At 58.5% G+C, this 20,551-nt stretch carries 20 protein-coding genes; 9 read left to right on the top strand and 11 right to left on the bottom strand.

Annotated elements, in window-relative coordinates; translation table 11 throughout:
- Window positions 1-45: 45 nt before the first annotated feature.
- The 3 genes from GFC01_RS04455 to metK form a co-directional block, all read right to left on the bottom strand.
- On the bottom strand, window positions 46-375 hold the full coding sequence (locus GFC01_RS04455; RefSeq protein WP_152945434.1) for a hypothetical protein: 330 nt from the start codon (window positions 373-375) through the stop codon (window positions 46-48).
- Between the two features lie 229 nt (window positions 376-604).
- Window positions 605-1,159, bottom strand: coding sequence for a hypothetical protein (locus GFC01_RS04460; RefSeq protein ID WP_152945435.1), 555 nt, complete (start codon window positions 1,157-1,159; stop codon window positions 605-607).
- Between the two features lie 390 nt (window positions 1,160-1,549).
- On the bottom strand, window positions 1,550-2,761 hold the full coding sequence (metK, locus tag GFC01_RS04465; RefSeq protein ID WP_152945436.1) for a methionine adenosyltransferase: 1,212 nt from the start codon (window positions 2,759-2,761) through the stop codon (window positions 1,550-1,552).
- A 266-nt stretch (window positions 2,762-3,027) separates the two neighbouring features.
- Between metK and GFC01_RS04470 the strand changes: the two genes are divergently transcribed.
- From GFC01_RS04470 to GFC01_RS04480, 3 genes are all read left to right on the top strand, one after another.
- Window positions 3,028-3,252, top strand: coding sequence for a DUF1659 domain-containing protein (locus GFC01_RS04470; protein WP_152945437.1), 225 nt, complete (start codon window positions 3,028-3,030; stop codon window positions 3,250-3,252).
- A gap of 284 nt (window positions 3,253-3,536) precedes the next feature.
- Window positions 3,537-3,770: a DUF2922 domain-containing protein gene (locus tag GFC01_RS04475; protein WP_152945438.1), complete on the top strand. Its 234-nt coding sequence runs from the start codon at window positions 3,537-3,539 to the stop codon at window positions 3,768-3,770.
- Between the two features lie 530 nt (window positions 3,771-4,300).
- On the top strand, window positions 4,301-4,447 hold the full coding sequence (locus GFC01_RS04480) for a YvrJ family protein (RefSeq protein ID WP_152945439.1): 147 nt from the start codon (window positions 4,301-4,303) through the stop codon (window positions 4,445-4,447).
- 61 nt (window positions 4,448-4,508) lie between these two features.
- Here GFC01_RS04480 and GFC01_RS04485 read toward each other — a convergent pair whose 3' ends face one another.
- The 3 genes from GFC01_RS04485 to GFC01_RS04495 all read right to left on the bottom strand — a co-directional run bounded on the left by GFC01_RS04485 (window position 4,509) and on the right by GFC01_RS04495 (window position 7,545).
- Window positions 4,509-4,880 carry a hypothetical protein gene (locus GFC01_RS04485; protein ID WP_152945440.1) on the bottom strand — a complete coding sequence of 124 codons (372 nt, stop codon included), beginning with the start codon at window positions 4,878-4,880 and terminating at the stop codon, window positions 4,509-4,511.
- Between the two features lie 77 nt (window positions 4,881-4,957).
- Window positions 4,958-6,460 (bottom strand): phosphoglucomutase/phosphomannomutase family protein, encoded by a 1,503-nt coding sequence (locus GFC01_RS04490; RefSeq protein ID WP_152945441.1) that lies wholly within the window; start codon window positions 6,458-6,460, stop codon window positions 4,958-4,960.
- Between the two features lie 347 nt (window positions 6,461-6,807).
- Window positions 6,808-7,545, bottom strand: a complete 738-nt coding sequence (locus tag GFC01_RS04495; RefSeq protein WP_152945442.1) for a YetF domain-containing protein — start codon at window positions 7,543-7,545, stop codon at window positions 6,808-6,810.
- 195 nt (window positions 7,546-7,740) lie between these two features.
- Here GFC01_RS04495 and GFC01_RS04500 point away from each other — a divergent pair, with 195 nt between their 5' ends.
- Window positions 7,741-7,881, top strand: coding sequence for a hypothetical protein (locus GFC01_RS04500; RefSeq protein WP_152945443.1), 141 nt, complete (start codon window positions 7,741-7,743; stop codon window positions 7,879-7,881).
- 200 nt (window positions 7,882-8,081) lie between these two features.
- On the opposite strand, the gene galU is transcribed toward GFC01_RS04500, so the two are convergent.
- The 3 genes from galU to fabZ form a co-directional block, all read right to left on the bottom strand.
- Complete coding sequence (galU, locus tag GFC01_RS04505; protein WP_152945444.1) at window positions 8,082-8,951, bottom strand: UTP--glucose-1-phosphate uridylyltransferase GalU; 870 nt, start codon at window positions 8,949-8,951, stop codon at window positions 8,082-8,084.
- A gap of 157 nt (window positions 8,952-9,108) precedes the next feature.
- On the bottom strand, window positions 9,109-10,188 hold the full coding sequence (locus tag GFC01_RS04510; protein ID WP_152945445.1) for a glycosyltransferase family 4 protein: 1,080 nt from the start codon (window positions 10,186-10,188) through the stop codon (window positions 9,109-9,111).
- A 308-nt stretch (window positions 10,189-10,496) separates the two neighbouring features.
- A complete protein-coding gene (gene fabZ / locus GFC01_RS04515) occupies window positions 10,497-10,937 on the bottom strand; it encodes a 3-hydroxyacyl-ACP dehydratase FabZ (RefSeq protein ID WP_152945488.1) in 441 nt (146 codons plus the stop codon).
- A 126-nt stretch (window positions 10,938-11,063) separates the two neighbouring features.
- Here fabZ and GFC01_RS04520 point away from each other — a divergent pair, with 126 nt between their 5' ends.
- A complete protein-coding gene (locus GFC01_RS04520; RefSeq protein ID WP_243137236.1) occupies window positions 11,064-13,148 on the top strand; it encodes an FAD-dependent oxidoreductase in 2,085 nt (694 codons plus the stop codon).
- On the opposite strand, the gene GFC01_RS04530 is transcribed toward GFC01_RS04520, so the two are convergent.
- Both GFC01_RS04530 and GFC01_RS18725 read right to left on the bottom strand, forming a co-directional pair.
- Entirely contained in the window at window positions 13,096-13,578 is a 483-nt protein-coding gene (locus tag GFC01_RS04530) for a type II toxin-antitoxin system VapC family toxin (protein ID WP_194174816.1), read from the bottom strand. The two genes, GFC01_RS04520 and GFC01_RS04530, sit on opposite strands and share 53 nt — an antisense overlap.
- A gap of 8 nt (window positions 13,579-13,586) precedes the next feature.
- Window positions 13,587-13,826 (bottom strand): AbrB/MazE/SpoVT family DNA-binding domain-containing protein, encoded by a 240-nt coding sequence (locus GFC01_RS18725; RefSeq protein ID WP_194174817.1) that lies wholly within the window; start codon window positions 13,824-13,826, stop codon window positions 13,587-13,589.
- A gap of 174 nt (window positions 13,827-14,000) precedes the next feature.
- Here GFC01_RS18725 and GFC01_RS04540 point away from each other — a divergent pair, with 174 nt between their 5' ends.
- From GFC01_RS04540 to GFC01_RS04555, 4 genes are all read left to right on the top strand, one after another.
- On the top strand, window positions 14,001-16,235 hold the full coding sequence (locus GFC01_RS04540; protein ID WP_152945448.1) for an S-layer homology domain-containing protein: 2,235 nt from the start codon (window positions 14,001-14,003) through the stop codon (window positions 16,233-16,235).
- 32 nt (window positions 16,236-16,267) lie between these two features.
- Window positions 16,268-17,386, top strand: a complete 1,119-nt coding sequence (locus GFC01_RS04545) for a glycosyltransferase (protein WP_152945449.1) — start codon at window positions 16,268-16,270, stop codon at window positions 17,384-17,386.
- Window positions 17,387-17,458: 72 nt separating this feature from the next.
- Window positions 17,459-17,968 carry a DUF4330 domain-containing protein gene (locus GFC01_RS04550; RefSeq protein WP_194174818.1) on the top strand — a complete coding sequence of 170 codons (510 nt, stop codon included), beginning with the start codon at window positions 17,459-17,461 and terminating at the stop codon, window positions 17,966-17,968.
- Window positions 17,965-20,508 (top strand): glycosyltransferase, encoded by a 2,544-nt coding sequence (locus GFC01_RS04555; RefSeq protein ID WP_152945451.1) that lies wholly within the window; start codon window positions 17,965-17,967, stop codon window positions 20,506-20,508. Before GFC01_RS04550 ends, GFC01_RS04555 begins: the two co-directional genes overlap by 4 nt.
- Window positions 20,509-20,551: the final 43 nt, after the last annotated feature.

The following is a 20,551-nucleotide window of genomic DNA, read 5'->3' on the forward strand; positions in this document are numbered from 1 at the left end:
CAAACCCTCCCCGGAGGGAGGGTTTGTGTAATTAAAAACAGGACTTTAAACGGCGTGGGCATGGGAAAAAGCAGCGTGAGAACCAGCTGACAACCGCAATCCCAGGCCGGCCCGGCGCTCATTGATGGCTTCCAGGAGCTTTTCAGCCGCGGATTCGGGGTCCGGCTCCAAAATGAAGTAACCGCCGGTCAGCTCCTTAGTCCCTTCTGTAAGAATACGCTGGGCCAGGGGACCCCCCGCCACCGGGAGCAGCACACCCACGTGGGTGGGCAACCCCAGGGCCACGGCCCAGGCGCCTATGGAAACGGCCTTTTCGTGCATTGCCTCAGCGGCCGAGGCCACCACGGGAAGCCTGTATTTAAATAAACATGTCATTGGTAAATGTCACAAACACCTTTTAAAAATTTAGAACATTGGTCGGTAACCTAAAAATAAAAAGGCCGGCCTTTCGACCGGTCCGGAAAATAAAAAAGCGGTATCCGTTACCCGGTCATACCGCCTTCCGTTTCCATCTTTACCCGGATACGGGGCTTCAGAAAACAGCACTCCTTCCCTGAGCCGCCCGGCACTCACTGGCGTATGAGATCTTCGTAGCACTATGCCATCAAGCATGAAACCACATATCATAAGCAGAGTAATTTCGGGCTGGTGCCGGGCGAAGGACCGGGGCTTTCAACAGTTCCCGTCCCTGCAATCCCCTGGCGTCATAGTACCAGGCCGGAATGATCCCCTTTCCCCTCTCCGATCCCGCCGGCCCCGATCGAGCAGCGGACAGAACCATCATACCATGCCGGGGTTCACCGGGCAGACGGGAGAGGGCGGCGTTCAACACCACCCGGTTTTCCCCGTCCGCCTCTTCAGCCGGCAGGGCCTGAAAACCCATTCGCCGGCCCAGTTTGCCCGCAATGGGTCCGGTCAAATCCCTGCCCCAATCCGCAACGATTACCGACAGATCCAGCGGCGGCACCCGGGCCAGGCAACCGGCCGCCAGCCGGCGCAGAAAACCCTCCGCCGCCCCGTCCTGGTTGCCCAGCAGCACCACCAGTTTACCCCGGGGCTGTCCTGCGGTGTTCCGGTGGAGACCGACCAGGGAAAAAACCCGTACCAGCATTATGGACAGCCAGACCGCAAAAAGCGCCAGCAGGAACGGCACTAACATTCTTTTCACCCCCATCCTCTTTTTTTCACCATATGCATGGCCGGCGAAAGGGGTGAAAGGGAAGGGCCGGCCGCCTGGAAACCACCGGCCAACCATTATCCGGTAGGGGAGCGTACCGACACGTAAAAATGCGGGTGGGCAGTTCCCCGCCCCGGTCAATACCGGGAAAGAAAAAGGCCCCGGGCCAGTCCGGAGCTTTATGGCATAAAAACCAATTTTACTGAAGACACCACGGGGAAATCCCTTTTCACCCACCGGGCCATTTTTACAGTCTGCCGGGACACCCCCTTTAGGGCAGGAAATGTCAACTGAACCGTCTCTTGACATATCCTTGTGTCAGAGAACCGTCCCCTGACACACGCTGTCATGACACACCGTGACACACTTGTGTCAGAGAACCGTCCCCTGACACACGGCGCCGGCATCCCTGGCCAGGGCTTCGGCCTTGTCGGTGCGTTCCCAGGGCAGGTCGATGTCGGTGCGGCCGAAGTGCCCGTAAACAGCCACCCGGCGGTAGATGGGCCGGCGCAGGTTCAGGGTTTTGATAATGCCCGCCGGCCGCAAATCGAAGTGGCGGCGTATCAGTTGAACCAGCAGATCCTCCCCCACCTTCCCGGTGCCAAAGGTGTCCACCATGATGGATACCGGCCGGGCCACACCGATGGCATAGGCCACCTGCACTTCACACTTGTCCGCCAGCCCCGCCGCTACGATGTTCTTGGCCACGTAACGGGCGGCGTAACTGGCCGAACGGTCCACCTTGGTGGGATCCTTACCCGAAAAGCAGCCCCCACCGTGACGGGCCATCCCGCCGTATGTATCCACAATGATTTTCCGCCCGGTGAGCCCCGTGTCCCCCTGGGGGCCGCCGATCACAAAACGGCCGGTGGGGTTGATGAAGTAACGGGTGGTGGGACTCAGCAACTCCGGCGGAACCACCGGACGAACCACCCTCTCGATTACATCTTCCCGGATCTGATCCAGTTCCACCCTGGGGTGGTGCTGGGTGGAAATGACCAGCGTATCCAGGCGCAGCGGCCGGTCGTCTTCGTATTCCACCGTCACCTGCACTTTGCCGTCCGGGCGCAGGTAGGGGATCTCCCGGGTCTTGCGCACAGTGGCCAACCGGCGGGCCAGCTTGTGGGCCAGGGAAATGGGCAGGGGCATCAGTTCCTTCGTTTCATTGGTGGCATAGCCGAACATCATTCCCTGGTCGCCGGCGCCGATGGCTTCTATTTCCGAGTCCGTCATTTCCCCGGTACGGGCTTCCAGCGCTCTGTCCACCCCCATGGCAATGTCGGGGGACTGTTCATCAATGGAGGTTATCACCGAGCAGGTGTCGCAGTCAAAGCCGTACTTGGCCCTGGTGTAGCCGATCTCCCGCACCGTCTCCCGGGCCACCCGGGGGATATCCACATAGCACCTGGTGGTGATTTCCCCGGCCACCAGAATAAGGCCCGTGGTCACCAGGGTTTCGCAGGCCACCCGGGCCAGGGGGTCCTGGGCGATTATTTCATCTAAAATGGCATCGGAGATCTGGTCGGCCACCTTATCCGGGTGGCCCTCGGTTACAGATTCTGATGTAAACAGGCGTCTGGCCATGGTTACCGCCTCCTCATGGGTAAAACTGCCACGAATATTCTAGCAAATGCACCGGGTGGTGTCAAATTAAATCGAGATGAAGCGGCAGTTTTTCACGTACCGGCCGGAACTACTCCTTACCCGGGCAGGATATTACAAAAATAGACATAATTTTTCCATTTTCTGGCCTTGACGGTGACCCGCCCAGGGGGGTATAATGATACCCACAGGGGGAACACACGTTCGGTACCGAAGAAGAAAACCCCGGAAAGGAGGCGAATTCACCCATGCCTGTAAACAAGGTTCCCACCGGCACCGTCCTGCGCCTGGTGCTGCAGACCGGGGTGGACGCAAGTGGCAATCCGGTCTACCGCAACAAGAACCTGAACAACGTGCGGCCCGACGCTTTGGACCAGGATCTCTTTGATGTGGCCCAGGCCCTGGCCGGCCTGCAGGAGTATACCCTGAACAGCGTCAACCGCATCGACAACGCCCGGCTGGTCCAGGCATAGCCTCTTATAAGAGGCGGCCTGCCGCCGGCCCCGGCGGGCTGCCTGCACCCCATTGACCTCCAGGGACAAGGAGCAATGCACCGCCCGCCGGCAAAGGCGCCGCTGCCCCCGCCCACCCGGCGGAGAAAGGGACAGCATTAAAGTAAAGCTGTGACAAAAACGGCAACACCCCGTGTATCCCGGCAGGAACAGACCAATTCAAATTGTTCGGCCGGCCATAAAAAACGGGAACGGTCCGGATATGCGGCTATCAGCCGGCCGGCACGAAAGGAGGTGTATAAAGTATGCCCGTGACCACCACCCAGACCCTGCGCATGGTCTTTCGCAATGAAAACGGGTCCAACTTTTCCATCAGCCTGGACAATCCCAAAAACGACCTCACTGCGGCTCAAATCGAGGCCGTCATGGACCTGATCATCAGCAAAAACGTCTTCCTCACCAACGGAGGCGCCCTGGTCTCCAAGCAGGACGTACAGATCGTGGACCGGACCACCAACGACCTGTACGACCCGGCTTAAGACCCTCCCCGTCAAATCCCCAGCCCTTCGGCCCCCGGCCGCCAGGCCGGGGCCGAAGGGGCGGCCGCAGGGGGTGGATTGCGTCATTTTTTCGCGACCCCGGGTACCGGCGCAACACAATTCACAGGCACACCCTGCCGCCCCACCCCGCGTAACCGGTAGTCCCAGCCAATCACTCCAGCTTCTTCCCGCCTCAAAGGTCATTCTACTACCCGGCATTACCGCACCCATAGCCGGCTGCACCGGGATTAAAAATGGCATTTGACAAGCTTTCACTGAAACCGGTGCTTATTACAAAGGTGCAACGTTATCCTTAAGCGATAAGATACTGCCAATCGCTGGAGCGAGGGAAATATCAGTGCCTGCACCGGTTCAGCTACAGAACTGCCCGGAAAGCGCCCCGGGAACACTTATCCGCCGTAAAGGATGAAAACTTCATTTCCAGGAGGTGTTGTTTGAGGAAAGCATCCTTAAATAACGACGGAAAACAAACAGTACGGCATTGCCTACGTTTCCAGGAGGTGTTGCTCATGGAAAGCATCCTGCAGGCCATAGGCAACCTGGGCTTCCCCATCGCCGTTTCCGTCTATTTGCTGGTACGCATCGAGGCCAAACTGGAAAACCTGGCCGCCAGCATCGCCGGCCTGGCCCAGGCGGTGAACGGTCTGCGCAAATAAAAGGCAAAGTTAATACAGAAAAGACCGGACGGTGAAGACACCCCGGTCCTTTATTTTTGACTTAACCGGTGGAACCCATTTTGGCCATCCTCATTTCCTGAATGGCCACTTCATGGGCCAGTAATCTTTCATCCTGTCTGGCTAATCTTAAAAGAATATAATCCATTCTTCCTTCCAGGGCTGCCAGCTTCAACCGGTGTTCTTCCTGACCCCGGCGCAGTTCTTCCACGCTCCGGCGCAGCTCATCCTGGCCCTGACGCAGCTCATCCTGGCCCTGACGCAGCTCATCCTGGCCCCGGCGTAGCTCATCCTGACCCCGGCACAAATCTTCCACACCCCGGCGCAGTTCTTCCACCGCCGCATTGGTATTCCCAACAATATGAATCAACTGGGCAACCATATCGTAAACCTGGGTTAATTTGTTTTCGGACATGCCAAACCCTCCTTTACAGCCCCGGCACCTCCCGCACCGGAGAGGGCCAGGCTCACGTTTTCCAATGTCCCCCTCCTTTACAGCCCCAGCATTTCCCGCATGGCCTGCTGCAGGCGGTGCAGTTCCTCTTCGCTGTTGGCCTCCACGTAGATGCGGAACAGTGGTTCGGTGCCGGAAGCCCGTACCAGGACCCAGGAGCCGTTCTCCAGCACCAGTTTAATTCCGTCCACGGCAATGCGCCGCTCCACCTGCAAGCCGCCCAGTACGGGAGGATTCAGTTCTTTCAGCAGTCCCAGCACCCGCTCCTTGCCGGTCGCCGACGTGTGCATGTCCAGCCGCTCGCTGTACAGGCGACCGAAACGGGACCAGATATCTTCCAGGAGGTCCCCCAGGCCCTTGCCGTGCACGGCCACCATTTCCGCCGCCAGCAGGCCGGCCAGAATGCCGTCCTTTTCCGGGATGTGCCCCCGCACGGACAGGCCGCCGCTTTCCTCCCCCCCCAGCAGGCAGTTCTTTTCCAGCATATGCTGGCCGATATATTTAAAGCCCACCGGCATCTCGTAAACTTCCTGCTCAAAGGCCCGGGCCAGGCGGTCCAGCAGGTGGGTGGTGGCCACGGTGCGGGCCACGGGACCCCGCTGCTCCCGGGCGGTGAGCAGGTGGTAATAAAGCAACGGCAGGAACTGGTTGGGCGGAATGTAGCTACCGTCCCGGTCGATGATGCCAAAACGGTCCGCGTCCCCGTCCAGGGCCAGCCCCAGATGGGCCTGTCTCTCCAGCACCAGGGAACGCAGTTCCCCCAGGGACTTGCCCGTGGGCTCGGGCAGGCCGCCGCCAAAGAGGGGATCCCGCCGGTTGTGGATCACTTCCACCCGTACTCCATGTGCGCCCAGCAAGTCTTCCAGATAACCGATGCCCGCCCCGTACATGGGGTCCACCATCACTTTCAACCCGGCCCGGCCGATGGCCCCCAGATCCACCAGGGTCTGGACATGGTTAAAGTAAGCCGGCCGGGGATCGATTATTTCCCGCCGGGCCACGGGTGTCCTTTCCCCGGGGGCGGGGCCGGCGGTCCATTCTCCCGCCGGCCACTCCACCGCCTCTTCCCTGGCAAAATCACCCCATGAGATGGCGCCCCCCTCCCCGGCGGTCTTTTCCGCTTCCTGCAGCCGGCGGATATTTTCTTCGATCTCCCGGGTGATATGGGGCAGGGCCGGCCCGGCATATTCGGGAATGAACTTGAAACCGTTGTATTCCGGCGGGTTGTGGCTGGCCGTAAGCATGACCGCCCCTCCGGCCCGGTGTTCTTTGATGGCGAAGGCCGTAACTGGAGTGGGGGTGGCCCGGGCGGTGAGATATACGGGAATACCCCGGGCAGTGAACACACCGGCCACGTTTTCAGCCAGCTGATCCGAAAGGAAACGGTTATCATAACCCACCACCACACCCCGCTCCGCCAGGCCGTGGGTACGGATGTAATCGGCCACGGCCCGGGCCACCAGGGCCACGTTATCAAAGGTAAAATCCCGGGCCAGAATGCCCCGCCAGCCGTCGGTACCAAAGGAAATTCCGGTTGTCAAAACAAGGTTTCCTCCCTTCGGTTCGGATGGAAAACGGCAGGCCGGTATGGCCCCGCCGTATGCGTGGTGCCGGCGGAAACGGGGAAAGCGCGGACTAATGCGGATTACCATACGCCGCCCGGCCGTCCGTAACGGCCGCCTCCCGTGTCCCCGGCCCCAACCGCACCTCTTGATGGTAATTCTATTCCTGCCACGAAATTCCTGCCCGCATAAGCAATATTTTCCTCCACCTGCCGTGAGCTTAGCCTCCTTAAATACGACCCACCGGCCTGACCGGCAACTACAAATCCGTCACCGGCCCCGGTGCCGGCTATAAGGCTTTCACCTTCCACCGGGAACTGTGCCTGTCACTGGGGCATTTTCCCCGGCAGCTTATCGGTCATATCGGTCATGTGCTCCATGGTATCGTGTTTTCGATCCACGTAAAGGTTGCCATCGGAGTCCAGACTGGCGTAAATCACATCCTTAACCGACTTGATGCCCTGCTTTTCCAGCTCCCGGTAGAGCCAGTCCTCGGTCAGGTTGTTTTGCTTGAGATTTTGCTGGATCACCACCCCATCCACAATCAATTCCGAGGGTATACCCTGATATCCGGTGGATATCTGCATGTCCGCGGGGGTCAGGGGCTGCTTGTGACTTTTCAACAGAACGCTCAACTCTCCATTGGGCTCGGCCACGGCAAATTCCACGTCGGCAATGTTGAACACATTTTTCTCCCGCAGCTGCATTATCAGGTTATCCACGTTGTATATCAACTTCTTCATATTATCTTCCAGAATCTTCCCGTTATGGATTACCACCGTTGGTTCGCCCTCGATTAATTTACGCAAGGGACGGTATTTTAGGGATGCATATTCCGAAACTATTGTCAAAAGGCCGAAGAGCAGCAGGCCAAAAGCGTAGTACCAGCCGCTTTCCTTTATATCCGTAACCATGGCCGCCGCAATGGAACCGAGCACAATGGCATTGACAAAATCGCTGACCGTAAGCTGACCCACCTGGCTTTTGCCCACCAGCCGGGTAATCACCATTACCCCCACAAAGGCGCCCACACCGCGGATGAGGATTTCCAGATATGAATTCATATATTCCCTTCCTCCCATACAACCGCCCTTTTTCCCCGGGCACGGCAAAAATCAAAAAATGGTCGTGCCACATACAAACCTTAGTTTACCGGGAGCCGGTGTATTTATACACCGGCAGGTGAGTTAATGTACCCGGTGCGTTGACTTATTTCTCCGGATATTTTGGGAATAATGGTATATGGGAGGGATTCAACGGTGAGTAAAAAAACAAAAACACTGCTCAAGCAATTGGCAAAACGACAGCAAATGTTTGAAGATTACCTGAGGCAACTTAAAGAAAGCCGGGAGGAGAAAAAAACGCCCACCCGGAAGCAGGTAACGGTAACAGTCCGGTAAAACCGTTACCACCGGCTATTCTGTCAAAAAGGTGCGGGCACGGCCCGGCACTCGCTGGAATACTACTATAACTCCCGCTGTTTCAGACTTTAATTGATACCACCGGTTTACGAAGACTTGACGTGCCAGTGGAGTGCCGGGTCAAAAGCACGGCTGCGGGTAGCTGCCCCGGGGTAAGCCGGCGACCGGCCGCCAAATTATTAAAGGTTTTTAGCCAGTTCTTTAAGATAAGCGGCAAACTGGGCCGTCAGGTCCGGCCTGTCCAGGGCAAATTCCACCATGGCCTTCAAATAGCCCAGCTTATCACCTACGTCGTAACGCTGCCCTTTAAACACCAGTCCGTACATGGGCTGCTCCCGGCAGAGCACTTTCAGGGCATCGGTAAGCTGAATCTCACCGCCGGCTCCCGGAGGCGTTTCGGCCAGGATGTCAAAAATGCGGGGGTGAATGATATAACGGCCCATGATGGCCAGACGGGAAGGGGCTTCTTCCGGGGAGGGCTTTTCCACCAGATCCCGCACCCGGTAAACACCATCCCTGACGGGTTCGGCATCCAGAATGCCGTATTTACTGACATCCTCCGGGGGCACCTCCTGTACCGCCAGAATGGTGCCCGGCATCTCGTCGTACAGGTCCAGCAGCTGTTTCAAACAGGGGGTTTTGCTGCGCACTATATCGTCACCCAGGAGCACGGCAAAGGGCTCCTCACCGATAAATTTACGGGCGCAGTACACGGCATGGCCCAGGCCCCGGGGCTCCTTCTGCCGCACATAATATATATCCACCAGTTCGCTTATATACTGCACCACCTCCAGAAGATCCAGCTTGCCCTTGTTGCGCAGCTGCTCTTCCAGGCTGGGCGACTTGTCAAAATGGTCCTCAATGGCCCTCTTGTGGCGGCCGGTGATGATCAGGATATCCTCCACACCGGAGTATACGGCTTCCTCAATAATGTACTGGATGGTTGGTTTGTCCACGATGGGCAACATTTCCTTTGGTTGCGCCTTGGTGGCCGGTAAAAAACGCACCCCCAACCCGGCCGCCGGAATGATGGCCTTGCGAATATGCAAAAAGCAACACCCCCGTTAATGTAAAATAAGCGGTCCAGTTGCTGGAAAGGACCGCTGCCATAACCTTTACTACAACGAGGTTTGTGAACTCAATTCACGATAAGTAATACCCCCGGTGGCTGAAAACCCATACCCCGGAGAACCCGCCCCGGCGCGGTTAAAATTTACCCGAAACATGCCGGCCCTTGGGAGAAGTTTTTCCCACCACCCCTCCCAGGATGCCCACCCGGTTGGCGGCCGTTATGATGATCACGGCCAGCACCACCAGCAGGGCCATGGCCTGGTCCGTGGCCACCAGGTTGAGGATCACGGCACTGGCCCCCAGCAGGGCGCTTATGGCATAGATTACCAGCACCGCCTGCCGGTGGGACAGCCCGATGGCCAGCAACTGGTGGTGCAGATGTTCTTTGTCCGGCTGAAAGATGGACCGGTGTTTGTGGTAGCGACGCAACACGGCAAAGGTGGTATCCAGAAGGGGTATGCCCAGAATGACCATGGGCACCACCACAGACACGGCAGTGACACTCTTGGTCAGCCCCATAACGGCCATGGCCGCCAGGGTATAACCCAGCAGCATGGAACCCGAGTCCCCCAGGAATATCCTGGCGGGGTGAAAATTATACCGCAGGAAACCCAGCAAAGCGCCGGTCAGGATCAGAGCCAGCCAAATCACTTCCTGCTGCCCGGCGGCACCAAAAACATGCCACTGGGTCCAGCCCACCACCGCCATGGTCAGGGCCGCAATACAGGAAACCCCTCCGGCCAGCCCATCCAACCCGTCAATCAAATTAACGGCGTTGGTTACGGCCACCACCCAGAATACGGTAATCACCATGCCCAGATCGCCCAGGTACAGGATCTGACCGCTGACGGGGTTGGTAATGAAAAACACCTGTATTCCGAAAGGCAGTAAAATAAGCGCCGCGGTAATTTGCCCGCCCAACTTCACCCGGGGGGAAAGCCCCCGGATATCATCCAACGCTCCCACCAGGGTGATCAGCGTCATCCCCAAAAGCAAACCGTAAACTGCACGGCCCGGCTGCATGGTGGCCAGAACGGCAACCATAAACCCCAGGTAAACCGCCAGCCCCCCCAGACGGGGCATCAATTCATGATGCACTTTCCGGGCGTTGGGCCGGTCCACCGCCCCCCAACGGAAGGCCTGCCGTCTGACCCACGGGGTCACCACCAGGGTAACGGCCCCGGCCAGCAACAGACCTGCTATGCCAAACAGCAAGTACAATCCCTCCGCTCAACTGCATTCTGGATGTACGCACCGGACCGACCGTGCGGCCGGTGAGCGTCATCCGAGCCCACAGTACCAGGAGTATTGTACCATTTTGAACTTTTTTACTACAAATACTGTCAGAGGACGCCGGAGGGCAAAAAACAATGTATGGGGCCAAATGGACAAGCTGAGCCGGTAAATCGGTTAATTGAGACAAAATTTACATATCAACCAGCCGTTCCCCCGGCTGAAACCCACCCCGGTCAAGACATCGGCTATTCCAGGTGAACTGCCCGGCCGGTTTCGCCGGGGGCATTTTAACCGCCCCGGTCCGGCTGCTCCACGGCAAACAGCAATTCCGCCTCCGCGGCCAGCTGGTCCCCCACCAGGGCCCGCCCCGCCGCCCTGCCCACGGGCCCGCGCATTTTTACAATCTCCACTTCCAGGCGCAGTTGATCCCCGGGCACCACCTGCCGGCGGAAACGGGCCTTTTCAATGCCGGCAAACAGGGCCAGCCGCCCGGCAAACTCCGGCATTTTCAACAGGGCCACCGCCCCCACCTGGGCCATGGCCTCGATGATGAGCACGCCGGGCATCACCGGGCGGCCGGGAAAATGCCCCTGGAAAAAGGGTTCATTTATGGTCACATTTTTAATGCCCACCGCCCGCTTACCCTCTTCCACTTCCAGGATCCTGTCCACCAGCAGGAAGGGATGGCGGTGGGGTAGAATACTTTGTACGGATTGAATGTCCAGCATATTGCTTTTGACCGGCGGCAGCCGGTTTGACGCTCCTTTCCCGTGGATCTTCAGCAAAAGGTCCCACAGGTACATTATACCACACGGGCAATTTCCTGGCTAATTTTTTCCCGGGGGTTTTGCCAAATGAATGAGCAAAAAGGATACGACAACCGGAGGGCGGTCCAAAGCCGGACCGGCCGGGGCCGCTTATTCCCCTTCCGGCCCGCGGCGCTGCTCCTGGCCCTTCTTTTACCGGCCATCCTGGCCGCCGCCTGCACCGCCGATGCCGCCAAATACGATATCGTCATTTACGGCGGCAGCTTCGCCGGCTGTGCCGCCGCCCGCACCGCCGCCCAGGCCGCCCCGGACAAATCCATCCTGCTGGTGGTGCCGGACCCGGTGCCGGCCCTGGGCGGCACCGGCACCATCGGCGGTCAGAACTTTTTCGACATCCGCCTCTGGCATAATCAACTGGTGACCGGCGGTTCCTTTGCCCGCTGGTACAGTCAAACCGGCCAGTTCTACAATACGGCGGCCATGGCGGAACTGCTGCGGGAGGATCTGGCCGGTCACGCTAATATCTCTATTCTCTGGTCGCACGATATAGAAGCGGTAGATACTGCCAGCCACCCCCGGCGCATTATTTCTTTGAAGCTGCGGACGGTTGTACGGCGCGGGGACGGATTCACCCGCTGGGGCGTACGTACGCGCCGGGTGTGGGGACGGGTATTTATTGACGCCTCCGACGACGGCCGCCTGGTCCGCCTGGCCGGCCTGACCACCACCGCCGGGCGCCATGATTGGCCGGTGGTCCACCTGGACAGCACGGAACAGGACCGGTGGGGGGCGCTGACAGGCCGCCGGGAACTGGCCCGGCAGCAAGCGGCCACCCTGATGTTCAAGGTCAAAGGGGTGGCGGTACCTTCCCTGGCAGCGGGCCGGACGGTCCGGATGGGGGACCTGATCTTTACCCGCAGCCCATCGGGCACCATGGGTATGGCCGGGGGCAACCGGACCTTCCGGGAAAACCCGGTGGTCAGGGCCTTCAACCATCACTACGGACCCCTGGGCTTTGCCTTAAAGCCCTTTAACGCCGCCCAGGACGGCCCGGGCAGCGACCAGTGGTGGGTGAATACACTGCTCATATTCAACGTGGACGGCAGGGCCAACCTGCGGGACCGGGGAACCGGACGTTATCCGGCCGTGCGGCCGGACTACATGGATGTGGATACGGCCCGTCTGAAAGCCATAGAGATGCTGAAGGAACCCGCCTTCCTGGAGGCCCTGCGCCAGTTTTCCGCCGTGGACCCCCATACGGGACGGCGGTACGGCTTCCAGAGGGCGGAACTGGTAGCGGACAACCGGGGAAATCCGGTGGTGGGGGACATTCTCTACCTCAGGGAAACGGTACACCTGCCCCTGGAGGAACGCAGGGCGGGACATGATTCGGAAGATACGAACTATGCCCTGACGGCGGCGGCCTGCCAGGGGGCGGGGGGCACCAACAGGACTGCCGGAAAGCAACGGAAAGGGCGTGACGGAAAGGGCGGCGTTAATGAAGATACTCCCGAAGCGCCGCCAAAGGGCACAATCCTGAAAAGCACAAAGGCAAATAGCGGAGTTTCCGGCGGGAGAACCGCCCCGGTGGCCGCCCGGACCGGTCCGGACCGGGTTGAGGCAAACCCGGGCCCTAAACATTATCAGGAGGAAACGGCCGCGACCAACACGCGGACCCCGGGAAAGGAACAGGCCGCCAGCTGGGAAGATCTTTTCAAAGGAACGGAGGAAGGGAAAAACAGGCCCACCGGAGCCGATGAAGCCAATTACCCCGACCGTATCGGCCTGGGTTATTATACCATGGACATCAACGCTTACAGCTACGCCGACATGCAGTCCGGCACAAACCCCGTCTGGCCGGTGACGGGCATCTTGCGCCCCGACTGGCAGTCCCGGGGCGGCAACCCGGTGAACCCGGTTTACCTGCCCTACCGTATGCTGGTCACACCCCGGGCGGAAAACCTGCTGGTGCCGGGCTATGCCACGGGGGCTTGTTCCCTGGCCTGGGCGGAAATACGGGTGATCCCCAACCTGTGCGTGCTGGGGGACGCGGCCGGGGCGGCGGCGGCCCGGGCGGTACTTTTCGGTGAAATGCCGGCACGCTTCGGCCCGGAACAGATCAGGTGGGTGCAGGAAACCCTGCGCCGGGCGGGGGCACGGCTGGAGAAGTGAGGAACTCTTCCAGATAAATATAGGGCACTGCCAGATTCTTTTTCGCACATTCCCGATCATTCCCAATTAAGGCACAATCCGTAGTCGCTGCCGTCGCCACCAAAATAGCATCGGGCACCTTCAAATTGGTAGCAGCACGCACCTCCGCAGCTCGCACGGCGATATCCCGGGTTAGATCAATTACCTCCAGGTTTGGGAAATAATTTATAAAAAGCATTATTTTCTCAACCAGTTCTTCATTACCGGCTCGCAACGGTTTTACCAGCAATTCCGTGACTGAGATAACGGACAGGTAAGCCCGGATCTTTCCGGCCTCCACCATTTGAAACAGCTCCCCGGCCCCCTGCCCGAAAACGGGATTGTTTTCCAAAAAATATATGGCTATATTGGTATCAATCAATACCCTTTGATGTTTTTTAACCGTGGCCAAAAACTCCGTTATTCCCATGAATCCCGTTCCTTTCGCACGTACCGGTCAATTTCCTCCATCGTACGTCCGTAAATCCCCCCGGCGCTACCCGAAAGGTACCGACTAAAGGATCCGGGCATCCGGGTTAAAATCAGTCTGTCGTCTTTAATCTCCAAGAGTAAACGGTCCCCCTCTTTGAGATTTAGCTTCCGGCAAATTCCGGCCGGAAGGGTAACCTGCCGCTTGCTGGACAACTTTACAACGGCCATTTTAACTTTACTCCCCTTTTCTTTTCTTACTACTAATATAGAATACTTTACATTTAAAATCAACGTCACCTTTGGACAGTTTTCCTTGATGGGAACTTTTTCTTTCATGGAAACGTCTAAAAATAAGGGTGGGGCTTTCGCACCCAAAACCATGAAAGGGAAAGGAGATTTTTGATGTTTAAGCGCAAGTGTCTGGTTTACGTCCTGCTGGCCCTGTTCCTGCTGGCCCTGCCGGCGGCGGCCGGGGCGGCGGGAGACGACCCGGTGGTAAGAAGCCGGTCCACGGAGATAATCGGTGAGGGAGCGGCCCTGACCACCTATATTTTACATAACCGGGACGGCCAGATAAAAGCCTATGTCCTGAAACTGGACCTGACCAACCCCTACCTGGAATTAAAGACCCTGGTGGGCGCTGCGGGGACCCTGGAGAACAGGGCACCCCTTACCCGGATGGTGGAGGGGCAGAAAAATGCCGTGGCGGCCGTTAACGCCGGCTTTTTTGTCATGGCCAACGGCAAGCCCGTGGGGACCATCATCCGGGACGGGGAGCTGGTATCCAGCCCGAACATGCGCGGGGACATGCCCGTCTTCGCCCTGGATGAAAACCGCCGCCCGCTGCTGGATTTCTTCCAGTTTTCCGGTGAAGTGAAAACGGCCGGCGGCAAGAGCTACCCCCTTTTCGGCGTGAATAAGCCCGCCTACAACCTGACCGACGGCAGCCTTTCCGACAGCGACCACCTGACCCTGTACAACCGCCTCTGGGGCACCAAAACCCGGGGCGGCGACCCCGACCACCCGGAGGCCATGGTGGCCCGGGTGGAAAACGGCATCGTCCGGGAAGTGCTGCCGGCTAAAGATGCCGCCTTCGACATTCCGGCCAACGGTTACGTCCTCTGGGGAGCCGGCGCGGCGGCCGCCTTCATCCGGGATAACCTTACCCCCGGAACGCCGGTAACCGTATCTTATAAAACCACACCCGACTATCAAAAAATAAAAGTGGCTGCGGGCAGCAACAGTTTTCTGGTGCAGCGGGGACAGGTGGCCCCCTTCCAGGAGGAACTGCGGGGTAAAACGGCCCGCACCGCCGTGGGTTATGCCGACGGGGGCAAAACCCTCTATTTCGTGGTGGTGGAAAAAAGCCCGGAAAGCGCCGGCATGGAGCAGAGAGATCTGGCCCGTTTCCTGGTGACCCTGGGCCTGACCGAAGCCCTGAACCTGGACGGCGGCGGTTCCACCACCCTGGTGGCCCGCCACCTGGGGGACGGCAGCCCCACCCTGATCAACCGGCCCAAGGAAGGGCAGGAACGCCTTATTCCCGATGCCATCGGCATTTACAACAACGCCCCCCCGGGCGCACCGGCCGGTCTGATCATCTCCGGACCGGATACGGTGGTGGCCGGCACCTACGCCGAATACTCCGTGCAGGGCTACGATTCCCACTACCATCCCTGGCAGCCGGAAAATATTCAATGGGATTTACCAGCAGGAACAAAGCTAATCGAGGAGAATATATATAATGGCGTTTACAGGGGCACTTTTTCCTTTACCGGCGCAGCACCGGCGGCAGCTACCCTGACGGCCCAAGCCGGCGGTGTGCGCGGCGCCAAAAACTTGCGGGTAATCCGGGCCGGCGATCTCCGCGCCCTGCAGGTAACCCCGGCCAGGATCAGTGCCCGCAGAGGCGAGAGCATCCCCCTGACTTTCCAGGTAATTACCGCAGAAGGGCAGGTTATACCCATCCCTGCGCAGTTCGTCTCCTGCCAGACCACCACCGGGACGGTGAAGGAGGGGACCTTCCTGGCCGGTCAGGAACGGGGCAGGGGTATAATTACCGCGGCATTCGACGGTTTAACGGCGGAAGTACCCGTGCAGGTGGAGTGCCTTTTTACCGACAGCAGCGGCAGCTGGGCCTTTGAACAGATTGAAGACCTGGGAGCCCGGGGAATTTTAAAGGGTTTTGCCGATGGCACCTTCCGGCCGAACCAGCCGGTGACCCGGGCGGAAATGACCGCCCTGCTGGCCCGTGTACTCAACTGGCCGCCGGCGACCGGGGAAGTGCGTTTTAAGGATACTCTGCCCGCCTGGGCAAAGGGCGTAATTGCAGCCGGGGTGGCGCAGAATATGGTCAAGGGTTACCCCGACGGCACCTTCAGGGCGGATAACCGGATCACCAGAGCGGAACTGTGCGCTCTCCTGGACCGGGCGTTAAAGCCCGCCCCGGCGGCGCAGCAGTTGCCATTCCGGGACGCTTCCGCCATCCCCTCCTGGGCCAGGGACTCCGTTGCCCGGGTAGTGGCCGGCGGCCTGATGGGGGGCTACGAGGACAATACCCTGCGGCCCGGATGGCCCGTTACCCGGGCGGAAATGGCGGCCATAATCTGGCGTCACTTAAAGGGCAAAGCTGAATAAAGATAAAAAGTATAAAAGGTGGCCTTTCCTGGATGGCGCAACCAACCACAATATTGCTGGCCCTGATGAAACTGGACATAGGCGGCGCGGAGACCCATGCCGTGGTGCTGTGCCGTCATTTAACGGAAATGGGTTACAGGGTGATCATGGCTTCCTACGGCGGCTGTTTTGTGGAAGAAATAGCCCGGTACGGCGTAAAGCACTACCGGGTTCCTTTGCATTTGCCCCGGATCTCCTACATCTGGCAATCCATGCGGGAGATGCGCCGGATCGTGGCGGAGGAAGGGGTGGATTTGATCCACGCCCATGCCCGCATCCCGGCCTTTGTGGCCGCCTTCATGGGCCGGCCGCCCCATGTGCGCTTCATCACCACCGCCCATTTCAACTTTGACTACCGCTACGGCTTAAAATACCTTTCCCAATGGGGGGAAAGGACCATTGCCGTCAGCGAAGATATCAAAGAACACCTGGTCCGGCATTTCGGGGTGCCGGCGGAACAAATCGTGGTCATACCCAACGGCATCGACACCGAGGCCTTCAGCCCCGCCATTGCCGGGGAGCACCCCCCGGGCCGGGGCCGGCCGGCCATTGTCCTGGTCAGCCGCCTGGACGGGGAGCTGGCCACGGTGGCGCAGAATTTGATTGCCGCCTGCGCCGTGGTTTATGAACAGGCCCCGGGTATGCGCGTATCCATCGTGGGCGACGGCAACCGGCGGGCCGAAGTGGCAAAAAGCGCCGCCGAGCTCAATGCCCGGGCGGGCCGGGAAGTGGTGCGCCTGCTGGGCGCCTGCACCCAGGTGAATAAAATCCTGGTGCAAAACGACCTGGTGGTGGGCGTGAGCCGGGTGGCCCTGGAGGCCATGGCCTGCGCCAGGCCGGTCCTGCTGGCCGGCCCCCAGGGTTTCGGGGGGCTTTTGGATGCCGGCGACCTGCCGTCCTTCCAGAAGGACAATTTCACCGCCCGCTCCAGAGACGAGCAGTCCACGGTGGACAACCTGGCCAATGCCCTGCGGGAATTCCTGCGGCGACCCCCGGACTGGCGGGCCGAAACCGGGCGGATTTTCCGGGAATTTGTCATCCAGGAATACAGCGGCCGGAAAATGGCCCGGGACGTGGCCCGGGTATATGAGGAAGTTCTTTCAACACCGTAGCCGGCCCGTTTCCGGGCAGGTTCGGAGTGAATAAAAGGGTACCAAATTATATTAAAGAAAAGGATGGATCATATGAAATTTATTGATGAAAAAGGCAGGTTCTTCGGCGTCCTGAATATCATTGATTTACTTATTATTTTGCTGGTACTGGGAGCTATTGCCGGTATTTTTGCCAAGACATCAGTGTTAAAACGCATAAACCGGAACTTTACCGAGGTTCCTGCCCGTATGCAGTTGATAGTTGAAAATGTACGTCAAACTACCGCCGATGCGGTGAAGCCCGGTGATATAATCAAAGAAGTGCGCTCGGGCGAGCAGCTCGGCGTGGTAAAAGAGGTAAAAGTGGAGGACTATAAGGAAAAGGCTGCAGATTCCCAGGGGAACTGGCATATGTCCCCCGTCCCGGACAAAAAAACCATTTTCATTACCCTGGAGGGAAATTTAAAGTCATATAACAATGAATTTCGCGCCGGGCAGACCGATATTAAAATCGGCTCCAAAGTCAATGTAAAAAGCAACATGTATACTTTCGAAGGTTATATTTTAAAAATAGAAACGATTAAGCAAGGAAATGGGAAATGATGAACACCATCTCGGCAATCAACCATCACTTGAACAGGTTTACCGCAGGCTCAAAGATAATATCCTGCATTAAAGAAAGTTTGCTTTACCGAATCACCGCAAACAGGGCGGAAATTTTTGCCCTCGGGTTGATTACTTTACTGGTCCCTTTTATACCGGTTTCCCTCTCCGCCCTCCTTATCGCCGCCACTGTTTTATTGTTTTCAGCCAGGGGGCGTTTCCGGGGCGTGCCGGGCCTGCCCCTGTTCAAGCAGTCGGCGGTTTTCTGGCTGCTTTTAGTTTTTCTCAGCATATTTTCCGTTGTCCCCCGCCAGAGCCTGGCGGTGTCCTTGCTTTACGGCCTTTTTATCCTTTTTTACCTGATGTGTCTTATTGAACTGCAGGATGAAAGGAAAATCCATTTCCTGGTTTTAACCTTTCTGGCCTCCGCCACCCTGGAAGCTTTATACGGCCTGTACCAGCATTTTATTTCCCGGCCGCCGGTTGATCCCGGCTGGATTGATGCCAAATCCTTCCCGGAAATAACGGTGCGGGTCATGGGCACCCTGGACAATCCCAATATCCTGGCCCATTACCTGGTGCCGGCCATTATCCTGGGTCTGGGCCTGCTGATGCAGCGGCAGAAAATATCCCTGCGCCTGATCCTGGGCGTTCAATCCGCCCTTCTGGCCCTCTGCCTGCTTTTTACCTGGTCCCGGGGCGGCTGGCTGGCATTCCTGACGGCCCTGCTGGTATTCTGCCTTTTTTACGACCGCCGGATCCTGCTCCTGGGCGCCCTGCTGCTGGGCATACTTTTCTGGTACCAGCCCGATCTGATCCTCAGCCGGCTGACCAGTGCCACCAACCTGCAGGATACCTCGGCCAATTATCGTTTTATGGTATGGAAGGCCGCCCTGGCCATGTTCCGCGACTTCTGGTTCAGCGGGGTGGGACCGGGCACCGCCGCCTTCAGCAAACTATACAGCCAGTTTTACGGTATCAGCGGCTTTTACGCCTACCATGCCCATAGTTTTTACCTGGAAATGCTGGTGGAGATCGGCCTGTTCGGGGTGGCCGTTTTTGCCTGGCTGATGTTCAGTTTCTTCGGTTTCAGCCTGAGAAACGCTTTTAAAATGCCGGCGGGCATGCCCAGGACAGTAGCCCTGGCTGCCCTGGCCGGTATGGCCGGCTACCTGGTACACGGCCTGACGGAGAACTCCTGGTACAACTTCAAGCTGGTCTTTCTTTTCTGGTTTCTGATGGCCCTGGCCGTATCAGCCGCGCGGGTGGGAAAAACCGGTGGTGAAAACAGAAAACCATTTCCCGGTAACCCCGGGAGGCATGATTTGCAGTCACCGGGGCCTGCCGCCAGACCCTTGAGCGTATTGCACATCATCAGCGACGCCAATATTGGCGGTGCCGGACGGCACCTGCTCACTTTTTTAGATTATTTCGACCGCTCTTTGTTAAACGTACGGGTGCTCTGCCCGGCCGGCTCCCTGCTGGCCCCTATGGTTAGAGCCAGGGGGGTGGAGGTCATGGAATTGCCCCAGATGCCCCCCGATGAATCCTTTCCACTGCGGGGCCTGTACCCACAGGTCAAAGAGATGGTACGGATCATTAAAAAATACAACATCCAGGTGGTGCATACCCACGCCAGCTTTGCCGGCCGTCTGGCGGCAAAGCTGGCCGGCGTGCAGTTGATTGTTTATACCAAGCACCGCATCGATCCCCTTGCACCGGCGCGGGGGTGGAAATCCCGGCTGCTGAATATGGTCAACCACCTGACCTGTCACCGGGTGATTGCGGTAAGCCGGGCGGCCAGGGATAATCTAATCCAGCAGGGCGTTGCCCCGGAAAAGATTGTGGTTATTTACAACGGCATCGACATAAGGGGTTTCCGCCGGCGGGCGCAAAACCGGCCCGGTCCCGGGAAAACCGGGAAAGGAGAAGGATGGCCGGTGCTTCCGGACACGGGGAAAGGGGGGGAACCGGCGGGCCGGTCGTCGTCCGCCGCTCCCTTTACGGCCGGGGTGATCGCCCGCCTGGAACCGGAAAAGGGACACCGTTATTTCCTGGAGGCCGCCAGGATCATCCTTGAGCATGGTAAAAATGTCCGGTTTTTTATTGTGGGCACAGGTTCTCAGGAAAAGGCATTAAAAGAATACGCACAGGAACTGGGAATTGCCGGGGAAGTGGTTTTCACCGGGCTGCGGGAGGACATCCCGGAAATAATTGGCGGCCTGGACGTGGTGGTTCTGCCTTCCTTAACCGAATCCCTCCCCCTGTCCCTGGTGGAGGGCATGGGCCTGGGTAAACCCTGTGTGGCCAGCAATGTGGGCGGTGTGCCGGAAATTATCCAGGACGGCCACAACGGCCTGCTGGTGGCGCCGGGGGATGCCCGGGGGCTGGCGGAGATGATCCTCTTTCTTCTGGAAAACCCGGCGCGCGCCCGGGAACTGGGTGAAAACGCCGCCCGCACGGTGGAGGAAAAGTTCGACGCCCGGGTGATGGCGGAGAAGATCACCAATCTCTATTTCGAATACACCGCATCTCATTGATCCCGCCTTCGCAGGAAATCCGCCTACCGGGTCCGTCCTGCTA

Origin of the sequence: Desulfofundulus thermobenzoicus, from assembly GCF_009428905.1 — a bacterium.
GTDB lineage: Bacteria > Bacillota > Desulfotomaculia > Desulfotomaculales > Desulfovirgulaceae > Desulfofundulus_A > Desulfofundulus_A thermobenzoicus.